Source organism: Sorangium sp. So ce406 (assembly GCF_051474675.1).
Lineage (GTDB): Bacteria > Myxococcota_A > Polyangia > Polyangiales > Polyangiaceae > Sorangium > Sorangium cellulosum_G.
Window position 1 is genome coordinate 8,128,986 of sequence record NZ_CP150340.1, and the last position, 20,425, is coordinate 8,149,410.

The following is a 20,425-nucleotide window of genomic DNA, read 5'->3' on the forward strand; positions in this document are numbered from 1 at the left end:
AATCTCGCCAGACACCTGCGGCAAGCGCGTCGAGCGTGGCCCTGCAAGGAACATCCGGTTCGAGATCGTGGCCTGGCCGATCTGCAATCTCAGAGCGACGGAGTTGGGGGGCGCGTGGTGAGCGATGAAGAGGGAGTGGTGCCGGTGCACTGCGGCGAGGTCATCGCGGACCGCTACCGGGTCGAGCGGCTGCTCGGGATCGGCGGGATGGGGGCCGTGGTCGCGGCGCGGCACCTGTCGCTGGGCGAGCTCGTGGCCATCAAGTTCATGCGGCCGGAGTACTGCAACAACGCGGCGCTCCTGAGGAGGTTCCAGCGCGAGGCGCGCGGGATGTTCCGGCTGAAGACCGAGCACGTGCCGCGGGTCTACGACCTGGGCTCGCTCGCGCCGCGGCAGGGGACCGGGCTGCCGGTGCCGTTCATCGTGATGGAGCACCTGTCGGGCAACGATCTCCGGTCGATCGTGGAGCGCCGCGGGCGGCTCCCGGTCGAGGAGGCGGCGGAGTACGTCCGTCAGGCCTGCGTCGCCCTCACCGAGGCGCACGCGCTCGGGATGGTGCACCGGGACCTGAAGCCCGCGAACCTGTTCCTGACGTACCGAACCGACGGCACGCCGCTCGTCAAGGTGCTCGACTTCGGCGTCGCGAAGTTCACGTGCGCCAAGCCCGAGGACGACGGGCTCGAGATGACGACCGCGCGGTCGGTCATGGGCTCGCGCCGCTACATGGCGCCCGAGCAGATGCTCACGCCCAAGGAGGTCGACCTGCGCGCGGATCTCTGGGCGCTCGGGGTCGTGCTCTACCAGCTCGTGAGCGGCACGCTGCCGTTCGGCGCGGAGACGCTGGAGCAGCTCGTCCTGGTCGTGTCGGAGCAGGCGCCGCGGCCGCTCCGGAGCGCGCGCGCCGATCTGCCCGAGGGGTTCGAGGAGATCGTGATGCGCTGCCTCGAGAAGAACCGGGCCCGCCGCCCGGCGTCGGCCCGCGAGCTGGCCGTGGCGCTCGCGCCGTTCGCGCTGTGCGGGCCGCCCGACGCGACGCTGCCCACGGCGGTGCACCGGAGCCAGCCGACGTTCACGTGGCTGGACGAGGGGCCGCCCACGACCGCCGTGCGGGCGCCCGAGACGAAGAGGCCCGAGCCACGCCGCCCGAGGCGGGCGTGGATCGCGGCCGCGGCCGGCGCGTTCTCCGCGAGCGCCGCGCTGGCCGCGGCGGTGCTGCCGTCCGGGTGGCCGGGCGCGGCGGGGTCCACCTGGGCCGACGGCGCCGGCGCGCAGCGGCTCGCCGGCGTGCCGCAGGGGCTCGCCGAGGCGCCGCAGGCGACCGCGATGGCCGCCGGGCCGCTGGCGTCGCACGCGGCCGACGGCGCGCTGCACGGCGGCGCCGGGAGCGCGGCCGGCGCGCCGCTCGGGGACGCCGCCAGGGAGGCGCCCGCGGCCGCGTGCGACGCGGTCGGCCTCGTCCTGCCGGCGAGGGCCGCGCAGCCTGCGCGGGCGGGCTCCGAGCGGACGCAGCGCACGCCCGCGCGCGCGGCGGTCGCGTCGGGGCCCACGGGCGACACCGGGGAGCCGCAGGGGCGGCCGGGGCGGCCTGATCGACAGGAGCGCCCCGCGCCCGCGGGCGGCGCGCCCAGGGCGGCCTCCGCGGCGCGCCAGGACGCGGCTCCGCAGGAAGCGCCCTCGCCAGCGCCCGTCGCCACCGCGGCTGCCGGGGCGGCACCGGCGGCCGCGGCGCCGCGGGCCGGCGGCGGCGCCCCGGCGCCCGTCGAAGCGCCCGGCCGCAGCGCGGAGGGCGCGCCGGCAGGCGCGTCGGACAGCCCCTGGTGATCGCCATGCGCCGACGAGCTCGAACGAAGGTCCGCCGCTCGCTCCAGCGCGGGGTCGCCTGCGCGCTCGCGGCGCTGTCGCTGTCCGTCGCGCCGGCGAGCGGCGCCGCCGGCGAGCCCGGCGCCGCCGGCGAGCCCGGCGCCGGGCACAAGGAGCAGGTGCTCGCGCTGTACCAGGTCGCGACGCAGCTCCTCGATGCGGGGCGCACCGCCGAGGCGTGCGCCGTGCTCGAGCAGGGGCGGACGCTCGATCCGACGGCGATCAACCTCCTCCTGCGGCTCGGCGAGTGCCTCGCGCGCGCGGACAGGACCGCGAGCGCCTGGAACGTCTTCAGCGAGGCCGCGGCCATCGCGAAGAGCGCGGGCGATCCCCGCGCGGCGCGCGCGGCGGCGCTCGCGGGGGCGCTCGAGCCGCGGCTCTCGCGGATGGAGATCGCGGTGCCCGCGGCGGGCGCCGCGCCGGGGCTGGAGATCCGGCGCGACGGCGTGCTCGTCCTGCCCGCGCAGTGGGGGCAGGCGCTCCCGGTCGACCCGGGTACGCACACGATCGAGGCCCGCGCGCCCGGCAGGAGGCGCTGGTCGCTCGCGCGCGCCGTGCCGCCGGACGGCGCGCGCGTGGTCGTCGACGTGCCCGCCCTGGAGCCGGAGCCGCCTGCGCGCGCGCTCGCCGCGCCGCCGCCGGGCCCCCGGAAGCAGGCGCTCCCGGCCGTCTCGGTCGCCGGCCAGCGCGGCGGCGACGGCAGCGACGGCGGCGACGGCGTCGGGCGCGCCCAGCGGGTGCTCGCGTTCACGACCGGCGGCGCGGGCCTCGTCGGGCTCGGCCTCGGCGCCGTGTTCGGCGCGCAGGCGATCGCCCGCCGGGACGCCTCGAACAAGGGCCACTGCGACGCGCGGAACCGCTGCGACGCGGCCGGGGTCGCGCTGCGGGCGGACGCGCAGGAGGCCGGCACCGCGTCGACGATCGCGTTCTCGGCCGGCGCGGCCGCGCTGCTCGCGGCCGGCGTGCTGCTCTGGACCGCGCCGTCCCGGCCCGCGCCGGCGACCGCGCCCGCGCGCCGCAGCGCGGCGGCCCCGACCACGGCCGCCGCCTCGGTCGGCCCCGGCGCGTTTTCGCTCGTCGTGGGCGGGAGGTACTGACATGCGCGCGCGCGGACCGCTCGGGATCGGCAAGCAGCTCTCGCTCGTGGCGCTCGGCTGCGCCGGGTGCAACACGCTGCTCGGGCTGGAGGACGGCATCCTCGTCGAGGAGCGCTGCGAGCCGCTCTCCGCCGTCGTCTGCTACAGCGGGCCGCCGGCGACCGAGGGCGTCGGCGCCTGCCTGACCGGCCTCCGGCGCTGCAACGCCGCCGGCGACGGCTACGGCCCGTGCGAGGGCGAGGTCACGCCCGCGCCCGAGCGCTGCGGCAACGCCGCCGACGACGACTGCGACGGCGCGGTCGACGAGCCGGACGGGAGCGGCGACGGCCCGGGCGGCTCCGCGGCCGGCGACGCCTGCACCTGCGCTCCCGGGGCGGTCGAGGCGTGCCCCTACGGGGGGCCGCCGGGGACCGCGGGGGTCGGCGCGTGCAGCGCCGGCCAGCGCACGTGCGGGGCCGACGGCCTGTGGGGCGCGTGCGCCGGCGAGGTCACGCCGCGCGCCGAGGACTGCACGACGCCGGCCGACGAGGACTGCAGCGGCGGAGGGGACTGCGGCGCGCTGCTCCCCGGCGCGCCGGGCGGGCTCCTCGGCGGCGTCGGCCAGGAGCGGGCGCGCGCGCTCGCCGCGGGCAGCGGCGGCTTCGCGATCCTCGGCGGCGAGTTCGAGGGCTCGCTCGACCTCGGCGCCGGCCCGATCGCGACCGGCGCCGAGCGCGACGTCTTCGTCGCGCAGATCGCGGCGGACGGCGCCGTCGTGTGGACGAAGCGGCTCATCGACGAGGGGCAAGGCTCGCTCCAGGGGCTCGCGGTGGACCCGGCGGGCGGGATCGTGATCACCGGCGAGCTCGACGGGGTGCTGGGCGCCGCCGGGCTCACCACGTCCGCGCCGCGCGGGTTCGTGGTGAAGCTCGACGCGGCGGGCGCGGTGCGCTGGGGGGCGGTGCTCCCCCTCGGCAGGCCGCAGGACATCGCGGTGTCGGCGGCGGGCGAGGTCGTCGTCGCGCTGGCGGTGACGGAGCCGGGCGGGAGCGACGTGGCGGTGACCCGGCTCAGCGTGGGGGGCCTGCCGCTCTGGACCCGGGTGTTCGGGGGCCCGGGGACGCAGGAGCCGACCGGCGTGGCCGTGGATGCGCGCGGGGACGTGGTCCTGACGGGGAGCTTCGAGGGCGAGGTCCAGTTCGGCGAGGAGGCGCCCCGGCTCTCGTCGGCGGGGATGAGCGACGTGTTCCTGGCCAAGCTCGACGAGCGCGGCGATCACATCGCGTCGCTCTCGTTCGGCGACGGCCGCCAGCAGCACGGGGGCGACGTCGAGGTCGGGCCGGGCGGCGAGCTCGCGCTGAGCGGGACGTTCGAGGGGCTGCTCGATCTGGGCAGCAGCACGCTGTTCTCGGAGGGCGCGTCGGCGTTCGTGGTCGAGCTCGGGGTCGCGCGGGAGCACCGCTTCAGCCGGTCCTACCGGGCGGAGCGGCCGCCGCGCGTCGCGCTCGCGGCGGACGGCGGGCTCGTCTTCGCCGGCGACGTCGGCGGGCCGGCCGACCTCGGCGGCGGGCCGCTCGACGGCGACGGCAGCAGCGGCAGCGACATCGTGGTGGCGCGGCTCGACGCCGAGGGGCGCCACGTGTGGAGCAAGCGGCTCCGCCCGGGCGCGGGGGCGAGCGGCGGGAGCCGGTCCGCGGCGGGCGTCACGGCCTTCGCGGACCGCGGCCACGTCCTGCTCGCGGGGACGGTGGAGGGGAGCGTCGATCTCGACGGCGCCGCCGCGACGTCGGCGGCGGCCGACATCCTGCTGGTCCGGATGGCGCCGTAGCGCGCCCGGAGCGCCGCGCGGCGCCGGCAACTCGCGGGAGAGCGCGACCGGGGCCGGAGCCCACGTCGCGTGAGGCCCACAAAACACGACAGGCGACCTGGGAGAGGCCGCCTGTCGTGCCAGGTCACGCCGGAGCGCGGGAGATCACTCGCAGGTGTCGGAGCACGCGGTGAGCGCCTGGCAGTCGTCGGCCTCGCCGCAGGCCGTGTAGGCGGCGTCGTAGCACTCGGAGTCCTCCGGCGACGACTCCTCGATGACGCACGTCTCGCAGTCGAGGTTGTCCACCTCCATGTTCACCACACCGTCTTCCCCGCAGACGTCGGTCGCTTCATCCGTTGTGTCGCAGTACTGGGCGCACCGGCTGGTCGCCTCGCAACCGCAATGCCAGAAGGTCAGCGTGGTGAGGGCCTCCACCTCAGCGGAGTTCGCGTCCTGACAGCACGTCACGCACTCGTCGAACGCGAGAGGGGTGCACTCGTTGGTCGCATCCCCGCCCCCCTCACCGCCCTCACCACCGCCCGTGGTGGTGGAAGAGGTGGTCGAGGAGGCATCCGAGCCGCCCTCGCCGTCGTCGCCGCCGGCGCCGCCCGAACCGCTGCCGCCATTGACCGTACAAGCCGCCATCGCGCACACGCTGACCAGGATCGCCGCAAAACCAAGGGTCTTCATGAGTTCATCCTCCAACCAAGAAGATTTGCGCTGCTCGTGATGAAGGACACGCCGCGCGACGCCGCCCGGCAGCCCTTCCTCTGCACTTCAGCGCCGCCGTGGGCGCCGGGTTCTGTTCCTACACCATAAATTTTCGTGATGGTATCTGCCGCGTGCTCACCGCTGCGCCCATGCGCCGCTCGGAACACGCGAGGTGCGCACGTTCACGCAAGCTGTGCGTGAGGTAGGCGCGCGTGCGCACAATTCGGCCATCAACGGTATTTTCCAGCAGAGACACACGTCAGCACCGTCGTTTCGCGGGGGATCGAGCGCCACGGCGTGGATGACCTGCTCTCCAGAGGACTGGCGAGCTCAGGCGAGCTCGACAGCCGAGAGGGCACGACAGAAGGGGGCCAAGGAATCCCCTTATTTTGCAGCCGTTTCCAGAGGAGAAATTCAACAGGGAGGCGGGGAGGCGGGGAGTATTTGAGAGTTTTCCTTCCCGCCTCCCCGCCTCCCTGTGAATTTCTCCGCAGAATTTGAGGGGATTCCTCAGGAGCGGGGCAGCAGAGCTCGCTGGTGCGGTATCGGGCGTCGCTGGTGTGAACTCGGGCGGGCGTGGAGAGCATGGGGCGGCGAGGCGACGAGCCGCCGAGAGCCGCTGGCGCGGCTACGAGCCGCCGAGGGCGCGCCGCATGGCGCAGTCGAGATCGCCCCTGCAGGGGTCGCCCGCCGTGCGCGCGCCGCCCTGACTCGGCGGCGGCGCGGCGGCCGCGGCCGCCGGGGCGCGGGTCTCGGCGGGGCGCTTCGCCGTCGCCCTGTCTCCGCCGGACGGGGCGGCGGGCCGCGCCTTGGCGCCGCGCGCGGCGCGATCGCGCGCCTTGTCGGCCTGCCTGACCGGGGGCGCCGGCGCGGCAGCGGGCTTCTCCTCCACCCTGGGCAGCTGCGCCAGCGCCGCGCCCGCCGCGTGCCGCACGCCGGGCTGCGCGGCGGCGCGGAGCGTCTCGCGCGGGGCGCCGAGCCACACCGCGCTGGCGACGACGGCGGCGCCGACAAGGCCCATGGCGCCCAGACGCACGATCGCCGCGCGCCTCGGACGCGGGGAGCGCAGGTCGATCGGGACCTCGGACGGCACGGGCGTGAGATCCGGCGGCCTGAACGCCGGCAGCTCGGCGGGGGCGCCGAACGGAAAGAGATCCAGGTAGCTGCTGCGCTGCTGTTCCTCGCCGGCCTCCATGCCGTGGATATCCACCATCCCGGAGCCCTTCGCCCCGTGATGGGCCCGCGCGCCGGCGGCCTTGTCGGCGGCCGCCTCCTCCACGGCGAGCAGCGCGCTCAGCGAGATCACCACCGAATTCTCGTCCCGCGGCCCGGACGCGGCGCTGCTCGGCGCCGCGGCGGCGCCGCCGCCGTGGCCCGCAGATCGTCGATCCGTCTCACCGGGCAGTTGACTCGTGCTTCTCATACGCTCCACCCCGCCTGCCCTCCGTGTCGACCGAGCACAGGGCACAGACAGCGTCCATCAGTGTACTCGGCCTCTACCGCTCTTGATACAAGTTTTTCGCTGCACTGGAGAGCACACCTCATCACGACAGCGCCGGAGGGCTCAGCGCTCGTGCGCGCGGCGGCCAGAGCTCCCCACAGCGGCACACCGGCGCGCGGCGAGCGACACCGTTGTTCCGCTGGGCCTGTCCGGGCGCGGGGCGCGCGGCCCCCTCCCCGCCCCGCCCACGCGCGCCCCGCTCGCGACGGAACCGGAGGCGATGACGAGCGGTGACGAGCGGTGACGATGACGGAGCGCGAGACTCGATTTGTGATCGAGAATCCAAACAGCCTCCGGAAAGCGCGCGGCGTCGCCGGGCCGGTCGACATTTCACCTCGGCGAAACCTCGAGGAAACATGGCGCTCGGCATAAGACATTTCACCACGACGTCGTGTCGTTGGCCCCCTGTCCGAGGGCCGATCCTTGCTGGGCAGGGCGGGCCTTCGGCGCTCAGCCGGGAGTCTCACAGCGCAGTCGCTGACTCCCGAGCTTCACAACGGCTCTTGTGCAGTCGATTCGCCGCGCCGCGTCGATGCAGGGCATTGAACGGGCTCCCGGCACCCAAGGAGGATGCGTTGAACAAGTTCACGTCTGGGATGGACGTTGTTGAGGAGCGGCCGGCGGCGGGCCCCTCGAGGCGGCGGGCGCTCTGCATCGCGGCGGCGGCCCTCGCCGGCGCGGCCCTGCTCTCCGCGTGCGAGAAGGAGGGCGAGGAGGCGCCCGCGCCGGGGGCCTCGCCCGGGACGCCCGCGGCGGCCGCGTCGGACGGCGCCACCATCAAGGTCGGCGTGCTCCACTCGCTGAGCGGCACCATGTCGATCAGCGAGGTGGCGGTGAAGGACGCGACGCTCCTCGCCATCGAGGAGATCAACAAGGCGGGCGGCGTCCTCGGCAAGCAGCTCACGCCCGTCATCGAGGACGGCGCCAGCGATTGGCCGACGTTCAACGAGAAGGCCAGGAAGCTCGTCCAGCAGGACGGCGTGGCGGTCGTGTTCGGCGGGTGGACCAGCGCGAGCCGCAAGGCGATGCTCCCCTCGTTCGAGGAGCTGAACGGCCTCCTGTTCTACCCCGTCCAGTACGAGGGCCTGGAGCAGTCGCCGAACATCTTCTACACCGGCGCCGAGCCGAGCCAGCAGATCGTCCCCGCGGTCGACTACCTGCTCGAAAAGGGCAAGAAGCGCATTTACCTGCTCGGCTCCGACTACGTCTTCCCGCGCACGGCCAACAAGATCATCAAGGCGCAGCTCGCGGCGAAGGGCGGCGAGCTCGCCGGCGAGGAGTACCTGCCGCTCGGCGGGACCGAGGTCAGCACGATCATCAGCAAGATCGGCGCGGCGAAGCCGGACGCGATCTTCAACACGCTGAACGGCGACAGCAACGTGGCGTTCTTCAAGCAGTTCAAGGACGCCGGCTACACCGCCGAGAAGCTCCCGGTGCTCTCGGTGAGCGTCGCCGAGGAGGAGGTGCGCGGCATCGGCGCCGACAACATCGCCGGACACCTCGTCTCGTGGAACTACTACCAGACCACCGACACCCCCGAGAACAAGAAGTTCGTCGAGGCGTACAAGGCCAAGTACGGCGCCGCGCGCGTCACGGACGATCCCATCGAGGCGGGCTATTTCGGGGTCTTCCTGTGGAAGATGGCCGTCGAGAAGGCGAAGTCGACCGACGTCGCCAAGGTGAAGGAGGCCGTGCAGGCCGGAAGCATCGAGTACGCCGCGCCCGAAGGCCCGGTCCGGCTCGACGGGAAGACCCAGCACACCTGGAAGACGGTGCGCATCGGCAAGGTGCGGCAGGACGGCCTCATCGACGAGGTGTGGAGCACGGGCAAGCCGGTCCAGCCGGACCCGTACCTCACCGCGTTCCCCTGGGCGAAGGAGCTGGCCGCGAAGTAGCGCGGCGGCGCGGCCTCAACCTCTCTGGTGCTCCCGATGAACGAAGTCCTTCTCCACGCCTTCAACGGCCTCAGCCTGGGCTCGATCCTCCTGCTCATCTCGATGGGCCTCGCGTTCTCGTTCGGGCTGATGAACGTGATCAACATGGCCCATGGCGAGTTCATCATGGCAGGGGCCTACACGACGTACGTCATCGGGCAGCACCTTGCGCCGCTCGCCGGGGGGACGGAGGCCGGGGTCTGGTTCCTGCTCGCGCTGCCGGCCTCGTTCCTCGTGGCCGGCGTGCTCGGGCTGGCGCTCGAGCTCTCGATCGTGCGCTTCCTCTACGGCAGGCCGCTCGACACGCTGCTCGCCACGTGGGGCGTCGGGCTCGTCCTGCAGCAGGCGGCGCGCAGCCTGTTCGGCGCGTCCAACGTGCAGGTCTCCAGCCCGTCGTGGCTGAGCGGCGGCGTCGCGCTCTCGGACGGGGTGCAGTTCCCCTACAAGCGCGTCTTCCTCATCGCGCTCGTGATCGCGTGCATCGCCGCGGTCTACACGTACCTGCACCGCTCGGCCGGCGGCCGGCGGCTGCGGGCCGTGATGCAGAACCGGGAGATGGCCGCGTGCCTCGGCGTGCGCGCGCGCCGGGTCGACGCCGCGACGTTCGCGCTCGGGGCGGGGCTCGCCGGGGTCGCGGGCTGCGCGCTGACGCAGCTCGGCTCGATCGGGCCGTCGCTCGGGACGAACTACATCGTCGACGCCTTCATGGTGGTCATCCTCGGGGGCCTCGGGCGGCTGCCCGGCACGGTGGTGGCGGCGCTCGTCATCGGCGTGGCGAACACGCTGCTCGAGCTCTCGACGACCGCGTCGCTCGGCAAGGCGCTCGTGTTCGCGCTGGTGATCGCCTTTTTGCAGTGGCGGCCGACAGGCCTGCTCGCCCTGCGCACCCGATAGAAGAGGACACGGACATGGCCCCTCGAGACTCCACCCTTCGCACGTTCATCTGGACCTGGGGAGCGCCGCTCGCCCTGGCGCTCCCGCTGCTCGCCGCGCCGCTCGTGCTCTCGGATTTCCGTCTGAACCTGCTCGGCAAGTTCCTCACGTTCGCCATCGTCGCGCTCGGGCTCGACCTCATCTGGGGCTACGGCGGCATGCTGAGCCTCGGGCAGGGGCTCTTCTTCGGGCTCGGCGGCTACGCGATGGCGATGTACCTCAAGCTGGAGACGTCCGGCGCGAAGCTGCCCGACTTCATGAGCTGGAGCGGCCTCACGGCGCTGCCGCTCTTCTGGGAGCCGTTCCGGTCGCCGGTCGTGGCGCTCTGCGCCGTGGTGATCGTGCCGATGGCGATCGCGGCGGCGGTCGGATACCTCGTGTTCCGGAGCCGCGTCCAGGGGGTGTATTTCTCGCTGATCACCCAGGGGCTCACGCTGATCGCGTCGATCCTCTTCATCGGCCAGCAGGCGATCACCGGCGGCACGAACGGGATCACGAACCTGAAGACGATCTTCGGGTTCGCGCGGGGGGCGGCCGGGACGCAGACGGTGCTCTACTTCGTGACGCTGTTCTGCCTGGGGGCGCTCTATCTCCTCTGCCGGCGGCTCACGCAGTCGCGCTTCGGTCGGCTGCTCGTGGCGATGCGCGACGACGAGAACCGGGTGCGCTTCCTCGGCTACAACCCGGTCACCTTGAAGACGCTGGTGTTCGCGCTGTCGGCGGGCATGGCCGGCGTCGCGGGGGCGCTGTTCGTCTGCCAGGTCGGGCTCATCTCGCCGTCGTCGATGGGGGTGATGCCGTCGGTCGAGATGGTGACCTGGGTGGCGGTCGGCGGGCGCGGCACGCTGATCGGGGCGATCCTCGGGGCGATCCTGGTGAGCCTGGGCAAGAGCGCGCTGAGCGAGTCGTACCCCGAGGTGTGGCAGCTCGGCTTCGGCGCGCTGTTCGCGGCGTCGGTCATGCTGCTCCCGACGGGCGTGGCGGGCTTCCTGCGGCGCCACGCGGCGAGGCTCGGGCGCCGCGACGCGCGCGGCGAGGCGGGCGCGCGGGGCGACGCCGCGGCGGCCGGGGTGGAGAGCGCGGACGAGGTCGAGGCGGCGCGCGCCGAGGCGCCGGCGACGACCGGGCGCTGAGCGGGACACGGGGAACATGCGGAGAAACGCCGAGATGAGCGGGGATCAAGCGAGGAGCGATGTGATGAGCCGCGGCAACATCGTCGAGGTCCAGCAGGTGACGGTGAGCTTCGACGGCTTCAAGGTGCTGGACGGGCTCGATTTCTCGATCCAGCGCGGGGAGCTCAGGTTCCTTATCGGGCCGAACGGCGCGGGGAAGACGACGCTGCTCGACATCCTCACCGGCAGGACGCGGCCGTCGAGCGGACGGGTGGTGTTCTTCGGAGGTGGGGAGTCGGGGCGAGAGGCCGTCGAGGTGCAGCGCCAGCCGGAGCACGCCCTGGTCCGGCTCGGCATCGGGAGGAAGTTCCAGACGCCGGCGGTGTTCGGCAGCCTCACGGTGCTCGAGAACCTCGAGGCGGCGCTGGGCTTCCGGGAGAGCGCGCCGGGGCTGCTCCGCGGGCTCTCGGCGGCGCAGGAGAAGGAGATCTCCGAGACGCTCGACCGGATCGGGCTCCGGCGGCGCGCGGACGTGCGGGCCGCGGTGCTGGCGCACGGGGAGCGGCAGTGGCTGGAGATCGGCATGCTGCTCGTGCAGCAGCCGAAGCTGCTCCTGCTCGACGAGCCGGTGGCGGGGATGACGCGGCGCGAGCGGGACCGCACGGGGGAGCTCGTGCAGGAGATCGCGAGGCACCGGTCGGTGCTGGTGGTGGAGCATGACATGGAGTTCGTGCGGCGCTACGCGAGCACGGTGACGGTGCTGCACGCCGGCAGGAGGCTGTGCGAGGGGCCTGTCGAGGAGGTCCAGGGCAACGCGAAGGTGATCGAGGTGTACCTCGGTCGGGCGCACGACGCGGCGCGCGCGGGCAGAGGCGCGGCGGCCACGGCTGCGGCGGAGGAGCGGTAAAGAGCATGCTGGTTGTCGAGGATCTCGCTGTCTATTACGAGGAGAGCTGCATCCTGTCGCAGGTCAGCCTGGACGTCGCGCCCGGCCGGGTGTCGTGCCTGCTGGGCCGCAACGGGGTCGGCAAGACGACGCTGCTCAAGGCGATCATGGGCGTGCTGAAGCCGCGGCGCGGGAAGGTGGCGCTCGACGGGACGGACCTGACGACGAGGTCGTCGAGCGACAGGGCGCGCGCGGGGATCGGCTATGTGCCGCAGGGGCGAGGGATCTTTCCCTACCTGACGGTGCGAGAGAACCTGCTGATGGGCTTCGAGGCGAAGAGCGATCCCACGCCGAGCCCGGCGGCGCTGGAGGAGATGATGGAGATGTTCCCCATCCTCAAGAAGTTCCAGGCGCGGGCGGCGGGGACGCTGAGCGGCGGTCAGCAACAGCAGCTCTCGCTCGCGCGCGTGCTGCTGAGGAAGCCGAAGCTCCTCTTGCTGGATGAGCCGACGGAGGGGATCCAGCCGTCGATCATGCAGGAGATCGGCGAGGTGATCAAAGGGCTCGGGAAGCAGGGGGACATGGCGATCCTGCTCGTGGAGCAGTTCCTGGATTTCGCGCTCGCGACGGCGAGCGAGTACTTCATCATGGATAACGGGGGGATCGTGCGGCGGGGGAAGGTGGAGGAGTTCGACGACGAGATCGCAAGGGAGTTTCTGGCGGTCTGAGGGGGCGGCACGTCCGCAGGCATGCGACCGACAAGCCGCGCCGACCACCAGGTCGTCGCACAACGGCAGCTCGTTGGCGGCGATCCACAGAAATGGAAACGGCGAGGGCCCGACTCGGTAGCAACCAGGCGCGAAGCGCTCCAGCACCCGTACACCGTGCAGCCACGACGGCACGTCGGGAGCGACGAACCACAGCGGCTCCTCGCCCATCCAGGCCGGCGAGCGCTCCTCGACGCGCTCGACCTCGCGCACCTGCCGCCGGAGCAGGGCCCTCTTGACCGCCACCACGTCGACGAGATCGCCGGCGACCTTCAGCTCGACCAGCACTTCCTCGTGATCCCGAGCCTCCGGCCAGGGCGCCGCCAGGTGCGCCAGGCCCTCGGGCCGCGACACCCGCAGATAGCCGGTGGCCTGCATGCGCTCACGCCACAGCGCGAGCGCATCCTGCCGAGCGGCGTGACTGGCGTCCACGTGCGGTGTCGCCGCGGCGAACGCCCGCTTCAGAAACCCGTCCAGCTTTCCCATGCCGCTCTGGTATCAGCTCGCCAGCAGCGATGCATGGCCAATAACCGCTCTGCCTGGCAGATATACAGACACGATTCCGGCGGCATGCTCGCAATGACGCGACCGCCGCGGCGGCGGCGCGGCCATGGCCGGGCGCTGCGCCGAGGACGGCAGGCTCATGCCCCCCCGGGCGAGCCCGTGGCGAAGGCGTGGTCGGCCCGCCGGACGGCGACGGATCGACGGCAGGGAGGCCCTGCCGGCCGCGCGTCGCGTCTACGCCAGCGCCTCTTCTGCGCTGTCCGCGGTCATGGCCTGATCCAGCCATCGGTGCAGGGTGCCCAGCTCGGAGCAGGCGTCGATCTGGGTCTCCATCGCCGCGGTCGGCGCGAAGCCGCGACGAGCCAGCACCCTGCGCAGCAGCGCGCGCGCTTCGGTGAGCTGGCCCTTCTCGATCCCCTGCTCGATCCCCTGCTCGATCCCCTTCTCGATCCCCTGCTCGATGAGCTGCTCGCTGACCTCCGGGCTGTGGGCGAGCAGGGCCTGGAGGATCCACTGCCTGCGCGCCTCGATCTCCGGGTCGTCGACGCGGGCGAACCGTCGCAGCAAGTCCTCACGGGTCTTCGGTGACATCGGCAGGTATTCTAGCATGGAGATCACCCATTCCACATCCCGCCGCGGCGCGACCCACCGGGCGAATTCGTCGAGGGCCTTTCCGGAGCGGGCAGTAAGGAACGGCACGAGCTCGTCCCGCAGCGGCAGCTCGTTGGCCGCGATCCAGAGGAACTGAAACGGCGAGGAGCCGACGCGGTAACAGCCAGGGGCGAACCGCTTCAGCGCCCGGACGGTGTGTAGCCACGACGGCAGGCGGGGAGCGACGACCCAGAGCGGCTCCTCGCCCATCCAAGGCGGCGAGCGCTCCTCGACGCGCTCGACCTGGCGCACCTGACGGCGTAGCAGCGCACGCTGGAGCTCCACGATGTCGACGTGGTCGCCGGCCATCTTGATCTCGACGACCACCTCGTCATGGAAGCGCGCCGCCGGCCAGGGCGCTGCGAGGGGAGCAAGGCCATCGGACCGCAGCACGCGGAGGTAGCCATCAGCCTGGACGCGCTCGAGCTGGACCTCGGGCGGCCGGTGCCATACGGCGGAGCCGGCGGTGACGCTCGGGGTCACCTCGGCGAAGGTCAGCTTCGCGAACCCGTCCAGCTTGCCCACGGCGGCGTTGATAACAGCGCACCTGCGGAGATGCACTTCGAATAAGTGTTCGGGATGGCAGATAAAGAGAGATCAATTCGCGTGCCTGCGCGCAAGCGCGCGAGAGCGAATGACCGTACACTTCGAACAAGCGCTCTGCATGGCAGATAAAGAGAGATTAATTCGCGCACATGCGCGCAAGTGCGCGAGAGCGGATGACCGTGGCCCGGAGCCCGGGGCGATACTGCGCCGCGCGGTCGGGGCGGCCGCGGAGCCGCGCGACCGCGCACCGAGGCGGGGTGGGCGCCAGGTTGCCCCGCGATGACCACGTTACCGGCAGAGCTCGCCTCCGGCGTCCGGCGGGCGGTCTGCTTCGCGCCTCCGTCGAGCTTGCCCACGGCGGAGGTGAACTCAGCGCTCCGGGAGGAGTGCACTCCAACAATCGACGCTGCACGGCAGAATTAGAGACACCCTTGTGGCAGCTCGCGCGTAAGGGCGTGAGTCTTCGCGTCCTGCTGCCGGGCGGCTCGCTCGACCTGCGGCGCTTCCGGCGTTGCTCGGCGAGTACCATCCCGGCGCTCGGTCCGCTCGACGCGAACGAGCGGGCGCGAAGAGCGGCTGCGGCGCGCGCCGCGGGCTCCCCTGGGCCGAGCCGGCGTGCCGGCCGGCCCGACTGCTTCCTCAGCTCGGTTCGTCCAGCACTTCGGCGAGGGTCTTCGCGCTGAGCACCCGCTCGGCCCACCGCTCGAGGGCGGCGGTCTCGGCGCCTTCGACCCGGGCCACGGCGGCGTCTGGCAGCTCGCCAAAGCGAGCGCGCAAAAGCCGCAGCAGCATGACACGCTCTCCTTCCTGGCGTCCCAGCGCGACGTACTTCTTGGCGAAATCGCTCTGGTACTCATAGCCCTTCATGATCACCTCCAGCGCCCGGCGGGCCGCCTCGTTCAGGGAATTTAGCAGGAGACCGCCGTAGAACCTGGCCCTGTCCTCCTCGAGCTCCCGGATCGCGGGCAGCACCGCGGCGCCGATCGCCGCGCCCTGCTCGCTGCTGCCATACGCCAGGGCGGAGAGCACTCGCAGGCGGTCGAGTTCCGGAGTGCGCGGGGTGTCCTCGGCGAAGGACTGCTTCGTGCCCCGTCGAGGTTGCCCACGGCGGAGGTGATATCAGCGCTCCAGAAGGAGTGCATTCGAACAATCGACACTGCGTAGCAGAAATAGAGACGTCATTGTGACAGCTTGCGCGTAATGGCGTGAGCCTGCGTGTCCTGCTGCCGGGCGGCGCGCCCGACCTGCGCTGCTTCCGGGGTTGATCGGCGGGCATCATCGCAGCCCTCGGTTCGCTCGACACGAGGGGGCGGTGGAATCACGAGCAGCCTCGCGACAGGATCACCGGCAATCCGTCAGCCATCCAGCTCCGGGGCTGATCTGGCGCAGACTGCGTTGTTCATGGTTTACCAGGCGCGACGGCGCGACCGCATCGCGCATTCCAGCCGCGGCGCAAGCGCGGATGGGTATGTCCATACTGGGCCGACGCCCGGACGGCCAGGGTGGAGGGCGCCCGCGGTCGCACCGCTGTGGACAGCGCCCGTCCGCCGGCTGTAGGAATGGGCGACATGCTCAGCAGGCGCGCGGGGTGGTGGTGGGCAGCATCGGTCTTCATGGCCGGCGGGTGTGGCACGCTCGTCGGGCTGGACGACGACTACTACCTGAACAGTGGCACCGCGACCGGGACCGGCGGCGCCGCGACCGGGACCGGCGGCGACGCAACGGCGACCGGAACCGGCGGGGACGGCGGCGCGGGCACCGGCGGCAGCCCGACGACGACCGGCTCCGGCGGGGACGGCGGCAGCGGCGGCACCGCGACGACGAGCTCCGGCACCACAGGGGGCGATGCGAGCGGCGGCGGCCCCGCCAGCACCAGCACCAGCGGCGGAGACGCGAGCGGGGGCGGCCCGATAGCAACCAGCTCCACGTCCTCCGCCACCACCACGTCCTCCGCCACCACCACGACCTCCGCCACCACCACGACCTCCGCCACCACCACGTCCTCCGCCACCACCACGACGACCAGCTCCGGCGGCGGCGGGACGTGCACTACGGATGAGCGGCGATGCACCGGGAACACACCGCAACGCTGCGCCAGCGGCGAGTGGCAGAGCACCTCGCCGTGCACGGGAACGATGCCCGTGTGCATCGACGGCACCTGCCGGCCGCGCTGCGGCGGGCTCGCCGCGACGTGCGGGCCGACCGGCAACGAGAACTGCTGCGCAGCGTTGCAGGTGCCCGGGGGGACCTTCAACCGGGAGAACAACCCCGAGCTTCCGGCCACGGTGAGCAGCTTCGAGATGGATCGGTTCGAGGTGACGGTGGCGAGGTTCCGGATGTTCGCGGACGCCTACCCCGAGAGCGCGCCGATGGCGGGAGCGGGCGCGCACCCGCTGATCCCGGGGAGCGGGTGGAACCCGGACTGGGACGCGATCCTGCCCGCGGACCGAGCCAGGTTGAGCGCGGCGGTCCGGTGCGAATCCGAGTACAGCACGTGGACCGATGCGCCCGGCGCCAACGAGCGCCTGCCGATGAACTGCACCCTCTGGCACCTCGCGTTCGCGTTCTGCGCGTGGGACGGGGGCCGGCTGCCGACCGAGGCGGAGTGGAACTACGCGGCAGCCGGCGGGAGCGAGCAGCGAGCCTATCCGTGGTCGGTCCCGCCGGGCTCGACGACGATCGACAGCACCTACGCGGCGTATGCTTGCCTCGGGGCGGGGACCGGCACGTGCGAGTTCGCGGACATGCCGCCTGTCGGGTCGAGATCGCCGAAAGGCGATGGACGGTGGAGGCACGCGGACCTGGCGGGGAGCATGGGCGAATGGACGCTCGACGCGTTCATCAGCAGGGACCATTACGTGAATCCATGCGTGAACTGCGCCGAGCTGGACGAGCCGGGGGCGACCCTCAATCGGGTGATCCGGGGCGGGGGCTGGAATCAGGATCGGGCGACACAGTTCGAGCGCGCCTATCACCCCGAGAATGACTTCACCCGTTACATCGGATTCCGCTGCGTGAGGACACCCTAGAACATGACGCCCTGGCTCCGCCGGTCCACGCCGCTCCTCGTCGTCCTCGGCTCGCTCTCGCTCTCCGCGCCCGCCCGGGCGCAGGACGTCGCGGCCGCGGAGGAGCTCTTCAACCGAGGGCTCGCCGACATGGAGGCAGGCCGCTACGAGACGGGCTGCAAGGCGCTCGCCGAGAGCGAGCAGCTCGATCCGCAGCCTGGCACCCTGTTCACGCTGGCCATGTGCGAGGCGCGGTGGGGGCGCGTCGCCACCGCGGTGACGCAGCTCGGGAACTACCTGGCCTGGGTCGACCGGATGACGCCGGCGCTGAAGGCCCGCCAAGGAAAGCGGCCCGAGGCGGCGAGGGCGGAGCGCGATCGGCTATCTCCGCGCGTGCCGAGGCTCGCGCTGTCGCTGCCGGCAAGCGCCCCGGCCGGCACGGTCGTGAAGCGCAACGGCAACACGCTGGGCGCGGCCGCGCTGGGCGTCGCGCTGCCGGTGGATCCGGGGGAGCACCGGCTGTCGACGCAGGCCCCCGGAGGGCCCGTGTGGGAACAGACCATCACGCTCGCCGAGGGCGAGACGAAGACGCTGACGCTCGAGATCAAGGAAGCGCCGGCGCCCGATGCCTCCGCGCCGCCGCCGCCGACGTCCACGCCGCGAGCGCTGGAGTCCGGGACGCAGCCGACGACGCCGGATACGCCGGCTGCCCCGGACGCGTCGACGACCCCGGGGGGCCGGCGGACTGCCGCTTACGTGGCGGGCGGGGTCGGCGCGGCGGGGATCGTGCTCGGCGGGATCATGGGCGTGCTCGTGCTCGGGAAGAAGGCGGCCGTCGACGAGCACTGCGGCAGCGCGATCGGCGCGAGCGACGAGAAGGCCTGTGACGCGACAGGCGTCGACGCCGCGAGCAGCGGGAACACGATGGCCCTGATCAGCACGATCGGATTCGGGGTGGGGCTGGCCGGGCTGGGCGCGGCGGCGGTGCTGTACTGGACCGAGCCGAAGCCGCCGGGCCCGGCGACCGGCGCGGCCCCGAGGTGGGTCGGCGCGGGGGTGCTGCAGGTCGGGCCGACGGGCGCTGTCGTCGGCGCGCGAGGGAGCTTCTGAGAGACGGCGGCGCCCTCCGGAACCGCCCGTCGTCGGCGCTCCCGGGAGCTTGAAGCGCCGCGATCTCCGCGCGGTGGCCCCCCGGGCGGGAGGCCAGCGGACGGGAGCTCGCTCGGACCACGCGGCGGCGAACCTGTCCACGTATGTCCGTGGCAACAACGACCCGTCGACGCCCGTCGACAGCATCGGGGTCCGCTGCGCACGGTCCGCTGCGCACGGGCGATCCTCGTGGCGCGCGGCCGCGCATCCTTGACGCCGCCCGCGCGCCACGCGACCCTCCCCGATCGTGTCGACTACACTGGCGGAAGGGACCGTCTTCGCGCGCCGCTATCGCGTCGTGCGCCTCATCGCCTCTGGCGCGATGGGGGCCGTCCACGAGGTGGTGCACCTCGAGACCGAGCGCCGCCGCGCGCTCAAGGTCATGCACGCGCACCTCTTCCAGAGCGAGGAAATGCGCGAGCGCTTCAAGCGCGAGGCGCGCATCGCGGCGCACATCGAGAGCGAGCACATCGTCGATGTCTTCGACGCGGGCGTCGACGAGGCGACCGGGATGCCCTTCCTGGTCATGGAGCTGCTCCGCGGCGAGGAGCTCGGCCATCGGCTCCAGCGCGTCGGCCGCCTGCCGCCCGACGAGGCGGTGACGTACCTCCACCAGGCTGCGCTGGCCCTCGACCGGACCCACGCGGCGAACATCGTGCACCGGGACCTCAAGCCCGCGAACCTCTTCCTGTCGCAGCGCGAGGACGGCTCGTTCCTCGTGAAGATCCTCGACTTCGGCGTGGCGAAGCTCGTCGCGGAGGGCGCCACCGCGGCCGGGGCCACGCGCAGCCTCGGCACGCCGCTCTACATGGCGCCCGAGCAATTCCAGGTCGGAAAGAAGCTTACCGGAGCAGCGGATATCCACGCCCTGGGCATGATGGCGTTCACGTTGCTGGTGGGGCTGCCGTACTGGGACCCCGAGGCGAACGAGGCGGGCGACGTGATCGCCTTCGCGATGCTGGCCATCCGCGGCCCGCAGGAGCCGCCGGTGCAGCGCGCGCGCGCGATGGGCGCGGCGTTGCCGCCGGGCTTCGACGCGTGGTTCGCCCGGGCCACGGCGGTCGATCCCGCGGCGCGGTTTCGCAGGGCGACCGAGGCGGTGCAGGCCCTGGGCGAGGTGTTCGGCATCCCGGTGGGCGGGCGGCGCGCGGCGTTCGCGAGCTCGCCGTCGTCGCCCGGGCTGTACGCGAGCGCGCTGCCGCCCGGGCTGAACCCGAGCTCGCCGCCCTCGCCCGGGGCGCGACAGAGCGCGCCGTCGCACCCCGATCTGCCGCCGCCCCTCCAGCGGACCGAGTCGGCGCTGGGGATGACCCCGTCGCCCGAGCTCGGCGCCGGCTCGCCGGCCCTGCGGCTGGCGGCGACGTCGACCGGGGCCGCGATGGGCTCGCTGCCACCGAGGCCGCGCCGGGCGCCGCTCATCGCCGGGATGGCCGCGCTGGGCCTCGGCGCGCTCGTGGCCGCGGGGGTCTGGCTCTCGGTGCGCTCGGGGGGCGGCGAGGTGCCGGCGGTCCCGGAGGTCGCCGCCGCGAGCACGACCACGCCGGAGCAAGCCACGGCCGCGCCCGCAGGGGCTGCGCCGGCCCTCGCGCCGAGCGCGGCGGCGCGCGAGCCCGGCACCGCGCTGGAGCAGGGCGCGGCGGCGCTCGAACCGGGCGCGGCGGCGCTCGAACCGGGCGCGGCGGCGCTGCCGACGCCGGTCGCCGTCGCGGCGCCGACGGTGACGCCGGCGCCCAGCGCGCGCGTCGCGGCTGCGCCCACGGCGAGCGCGCCTCCCGCGGCGCGCCCGAGCAAGACGGCGACCCCGGCGCCGAAGCCGGTCGCGAGCGCCAGGACATCGACGCCGCCCAAGAAGACACCCCAGAGCTCCCTCTTCGGTCGTTACTGAGGCCGGCGGCCGCCGCGCGGTCGTCGCGGCTCGTCCCCATCTCGTCGACTCGCCTGCTGAGGGTGCCCGCGATCGACGCCGAGGGAGCTAAGGAG

Annotated in this window: 16 protein-coding genes; 11 read left to right on the forward strand and 5 right to left on the reverse strand. The window is 73.0% G+C overall.

Features of this window, described 5'->3' with window-relative positions:
- The first annotated feature begins 117 nt into the window (after positions 1-117).
- From WME96_RS30180 to WME96_RS30190, 3 genes are read left to right on the forward strand one after another with little or no spacing between them, the layout of a single operon-like run.
- Positions 118-1,821 carry a protein kinase domain-containing protein gene (locus tag WME96_RS30180; RefSeq protein ID WP_437285056.1) on the forward strand — a complete coding sequence of 568 codons (1,704 nt, stop codon included), beginning with the start codon at positions 118-120 and terminating at the stop codon, positions 1,819-1,821.
- Between the two features lie 5 nt (positions 1,822-1,826).
- Complete coding sequence (locus WME96_RS30185) at positions 1,827-2,957, forward strand: tetratricopeptide repeat protein (RefSeq protein WP_437285057.1); 1,131 nt, start codon at positions 1,827-1,829, stop codon at positions 2,955-2,957.
- Between the two features lies 1 nt (position 2,958).
- Complete coding sequence (locus tag WME96_RS30190; protein WP_437285058.1) at positions 2,959-4,764, forward strand: hypothetical protein; 1,806 nt, start codon at positions 2,959-2,961, stop codon at positions 4,762-4,764.
- A 144-nt stretch (positions 4,765-4,908) separates the two neighbouring features.
- Here the strand turns inward: WME96_RS30190 and WME96_RS30195 are convergent, their stop codons facing one another.
- Both WME96_RS30195 and WME96_RS30200 read right to left on the reverse strand, forming a co-directional pair.
- On the reverse strand, positions 4,909-5,433 hold the full coding sequence (locus WME96_RS30195) for a hypothetical protein (RefSeq protein ID WP_437285059.1): 525 nt from the start codon (positions 5,431-5,433) through the stop codon (positions 4,909-4,911).
- Between the two features lie 649 nt (positions 5,434-6,082).
- The gene (locus WME96_RS30200) at positions 6,083-6,760 is read right to left on the reverse strand and encodes a hypothetical protein (RefSeq protein WP_437285060.1); all 678 of its coding nucleotides are present in this window, start codon (positions 6,758-6,760) and stop codon (positions 6,083-6,085) included.
- Between the two features lie 791 nt (positions 6,761-7,551).
- Here WME96_RS30200 and urtA point away from each other — a divergent pair.
- The 5 genes from urtA to urtE all read left to right on the forward strand — a co-directional run bounded on the left by urtA (position 7,552) and on the right by urtE (position 12,548).
- Positions 7,552-8,850 (forward strand): urea ABC transporter substrate-binding protein, encoded by a 1,299-nt coding sequence (urtA, locus tag WME96_RS30205; protein WP_437285061.1) that lies wholly within the window; start codon positions 7,552-7,554, stop codon positions 8,848-8,850.
- A gap of 36 nt (positions 8,851-8,886) precedes the next feature.
- The gene (urtB, locus tag WME96_RS30210; RefSeq protein WP_437285062.1) at positions 8,887-9,783 is read left to right on the forward strand and encodes an urea ABC transporter permease subunit UrtB; all 897 of its coding nucleotides are present in this window, start codon (positions 8,887-8,889) and stop codon (positions 9,781-9,783) included.
- 14 nt (positions 9,784-9,797) lie between these two features.
- Positions 9,798-10,955 (forward strand): urea ABC transporter permease subunit UrtC, encoded by a 1,158-nt coding sequence (gene urtC, locus WME96_RS30215; protein ID WP_437285063.1) that lies wholly within the window; start codon positions 9,798-9,800, stop codon positions 10,953-10,955.
- A 64-nt stretch (positions 10,956-11,019) separates the two neighbouring features.
- The gene (urtD, locus tag WME96_RS30220) at positions 11,020-11,841 is read left to right on the forward strand and encodes an urea ABC transporter ATP-binding protein UrtD (protein ID WP_061620085.1); all 822 of its coding nucleotides are present in this window, start codon (positions 11,020-11,022) and stop codon (positions 11,839-11,841) included.
- A gap of 5 nt (positions 11,842-11,846) precedes the next feature.
- Positions 11,847-12,548 (forward strand): urea ABC transporter ATP-binding subunit UrtE, encoded by a 702-nt coding sequence (urtE, locus tag WME96_RS30225; RefSeq protein ID WP_437285064.1) that lies wholly within the window; start codon positions 11,847-11,849, stop codon positions 12,546-12,548.
- A gap of 777 nt (positions 12,549-13,325) precedes the next feature.
- Here the strand turns inward: urtE and WME96_RS30230 are convergent.
- The 3 genes from WME96_RS30230 to WME96_RS30240 all read right to left on the reverse strand — a co-directional run bounded on the left by WME96_RS30230 (position 13,326) and on the right by WME96_RS30240 (position 16,437).
- Entirely contained in the window at positions 13,326-14,303 is a 978-nt protein-coding gene (locus WME96_RS30230) for a hypothetical protein (RefSeq protein ID WP_437285065.1), read from the reverse strand.
- 624 nt (positions 14,304-14,927) lie between these two features.
- Positions 14,928-15,317 (reverse strand): DUF4351 domain-containing protein, encoded by a 390-nt coding sequence (locus tag WME96_RS30235; RefSeq protein WP_437285066.1) that lies wholly within the window; start codon positions 15,315-15,317, stop codon positions 14,928-14,930.
- A 628-nt stretch (positions 15,318-15,945) separates the two neighbouring features.
- Complete coding sequence (locus tag WME96_RS30240) at positions 15,946-16,437, reverse strand: hypothetical protein (protein WP_437285067.1); 492 nt, start codon at positions 16,435-16,437, stop codon at positions 15,946-15,948.
- Between WME96_RS30240 and WME96_RS30245 the strand changes: the two genes are divergently transcribed.
- The 3 genes from WME96_RS30245 to WME96_RS30255 all read left to right on the forward strand — a co-directional run bounded on the left by WME96_RS30245 (position 16,424) and on the right by WME96_RS30255 (position 20,330).
- The gene (locus tag WME96_RS30245) at positions 16,424-17,317 is read left to right on the forward strand and encodes a formylglycine-generating enzyme family protein (protein WP_437285068.1); all 894 of its coding nucleotides are present in this window, start codon (positions 16,424-16,426) and stop codon (positions 17,315-17,317) included. The two genes, WME96_RS30240 and WME96_RS30245, sit on opposite strands and share 14 nt — an antisense overlap.
- 3 nt (positions 17,318-17,320) lie before the next feature.
- Entirely contained in the window at positions 17,321-18,406 is a 1,086-nt protein-coding gene (locus WME96_RS30250; protein WP_437285069.1) for a hypothetical protein, read from the forward strand.
- Positions 18,407-18,692: 286 nt separating this feature from the next.
- The gene (locus WME96_RS30255) at positions 18,693-20,330 is read left to right on the forward strand and encodes a protein kinase domain-containing protein (RefSeq protein WP_437285070.1); all 1,638 of its coding nucleotides are present in this window, start codon (positions 18,693-18,695) and stop codon (positions 20,328-20,330) included.
- Positions 20,331-20,425 lie beyond the last annotated feature (95 nt).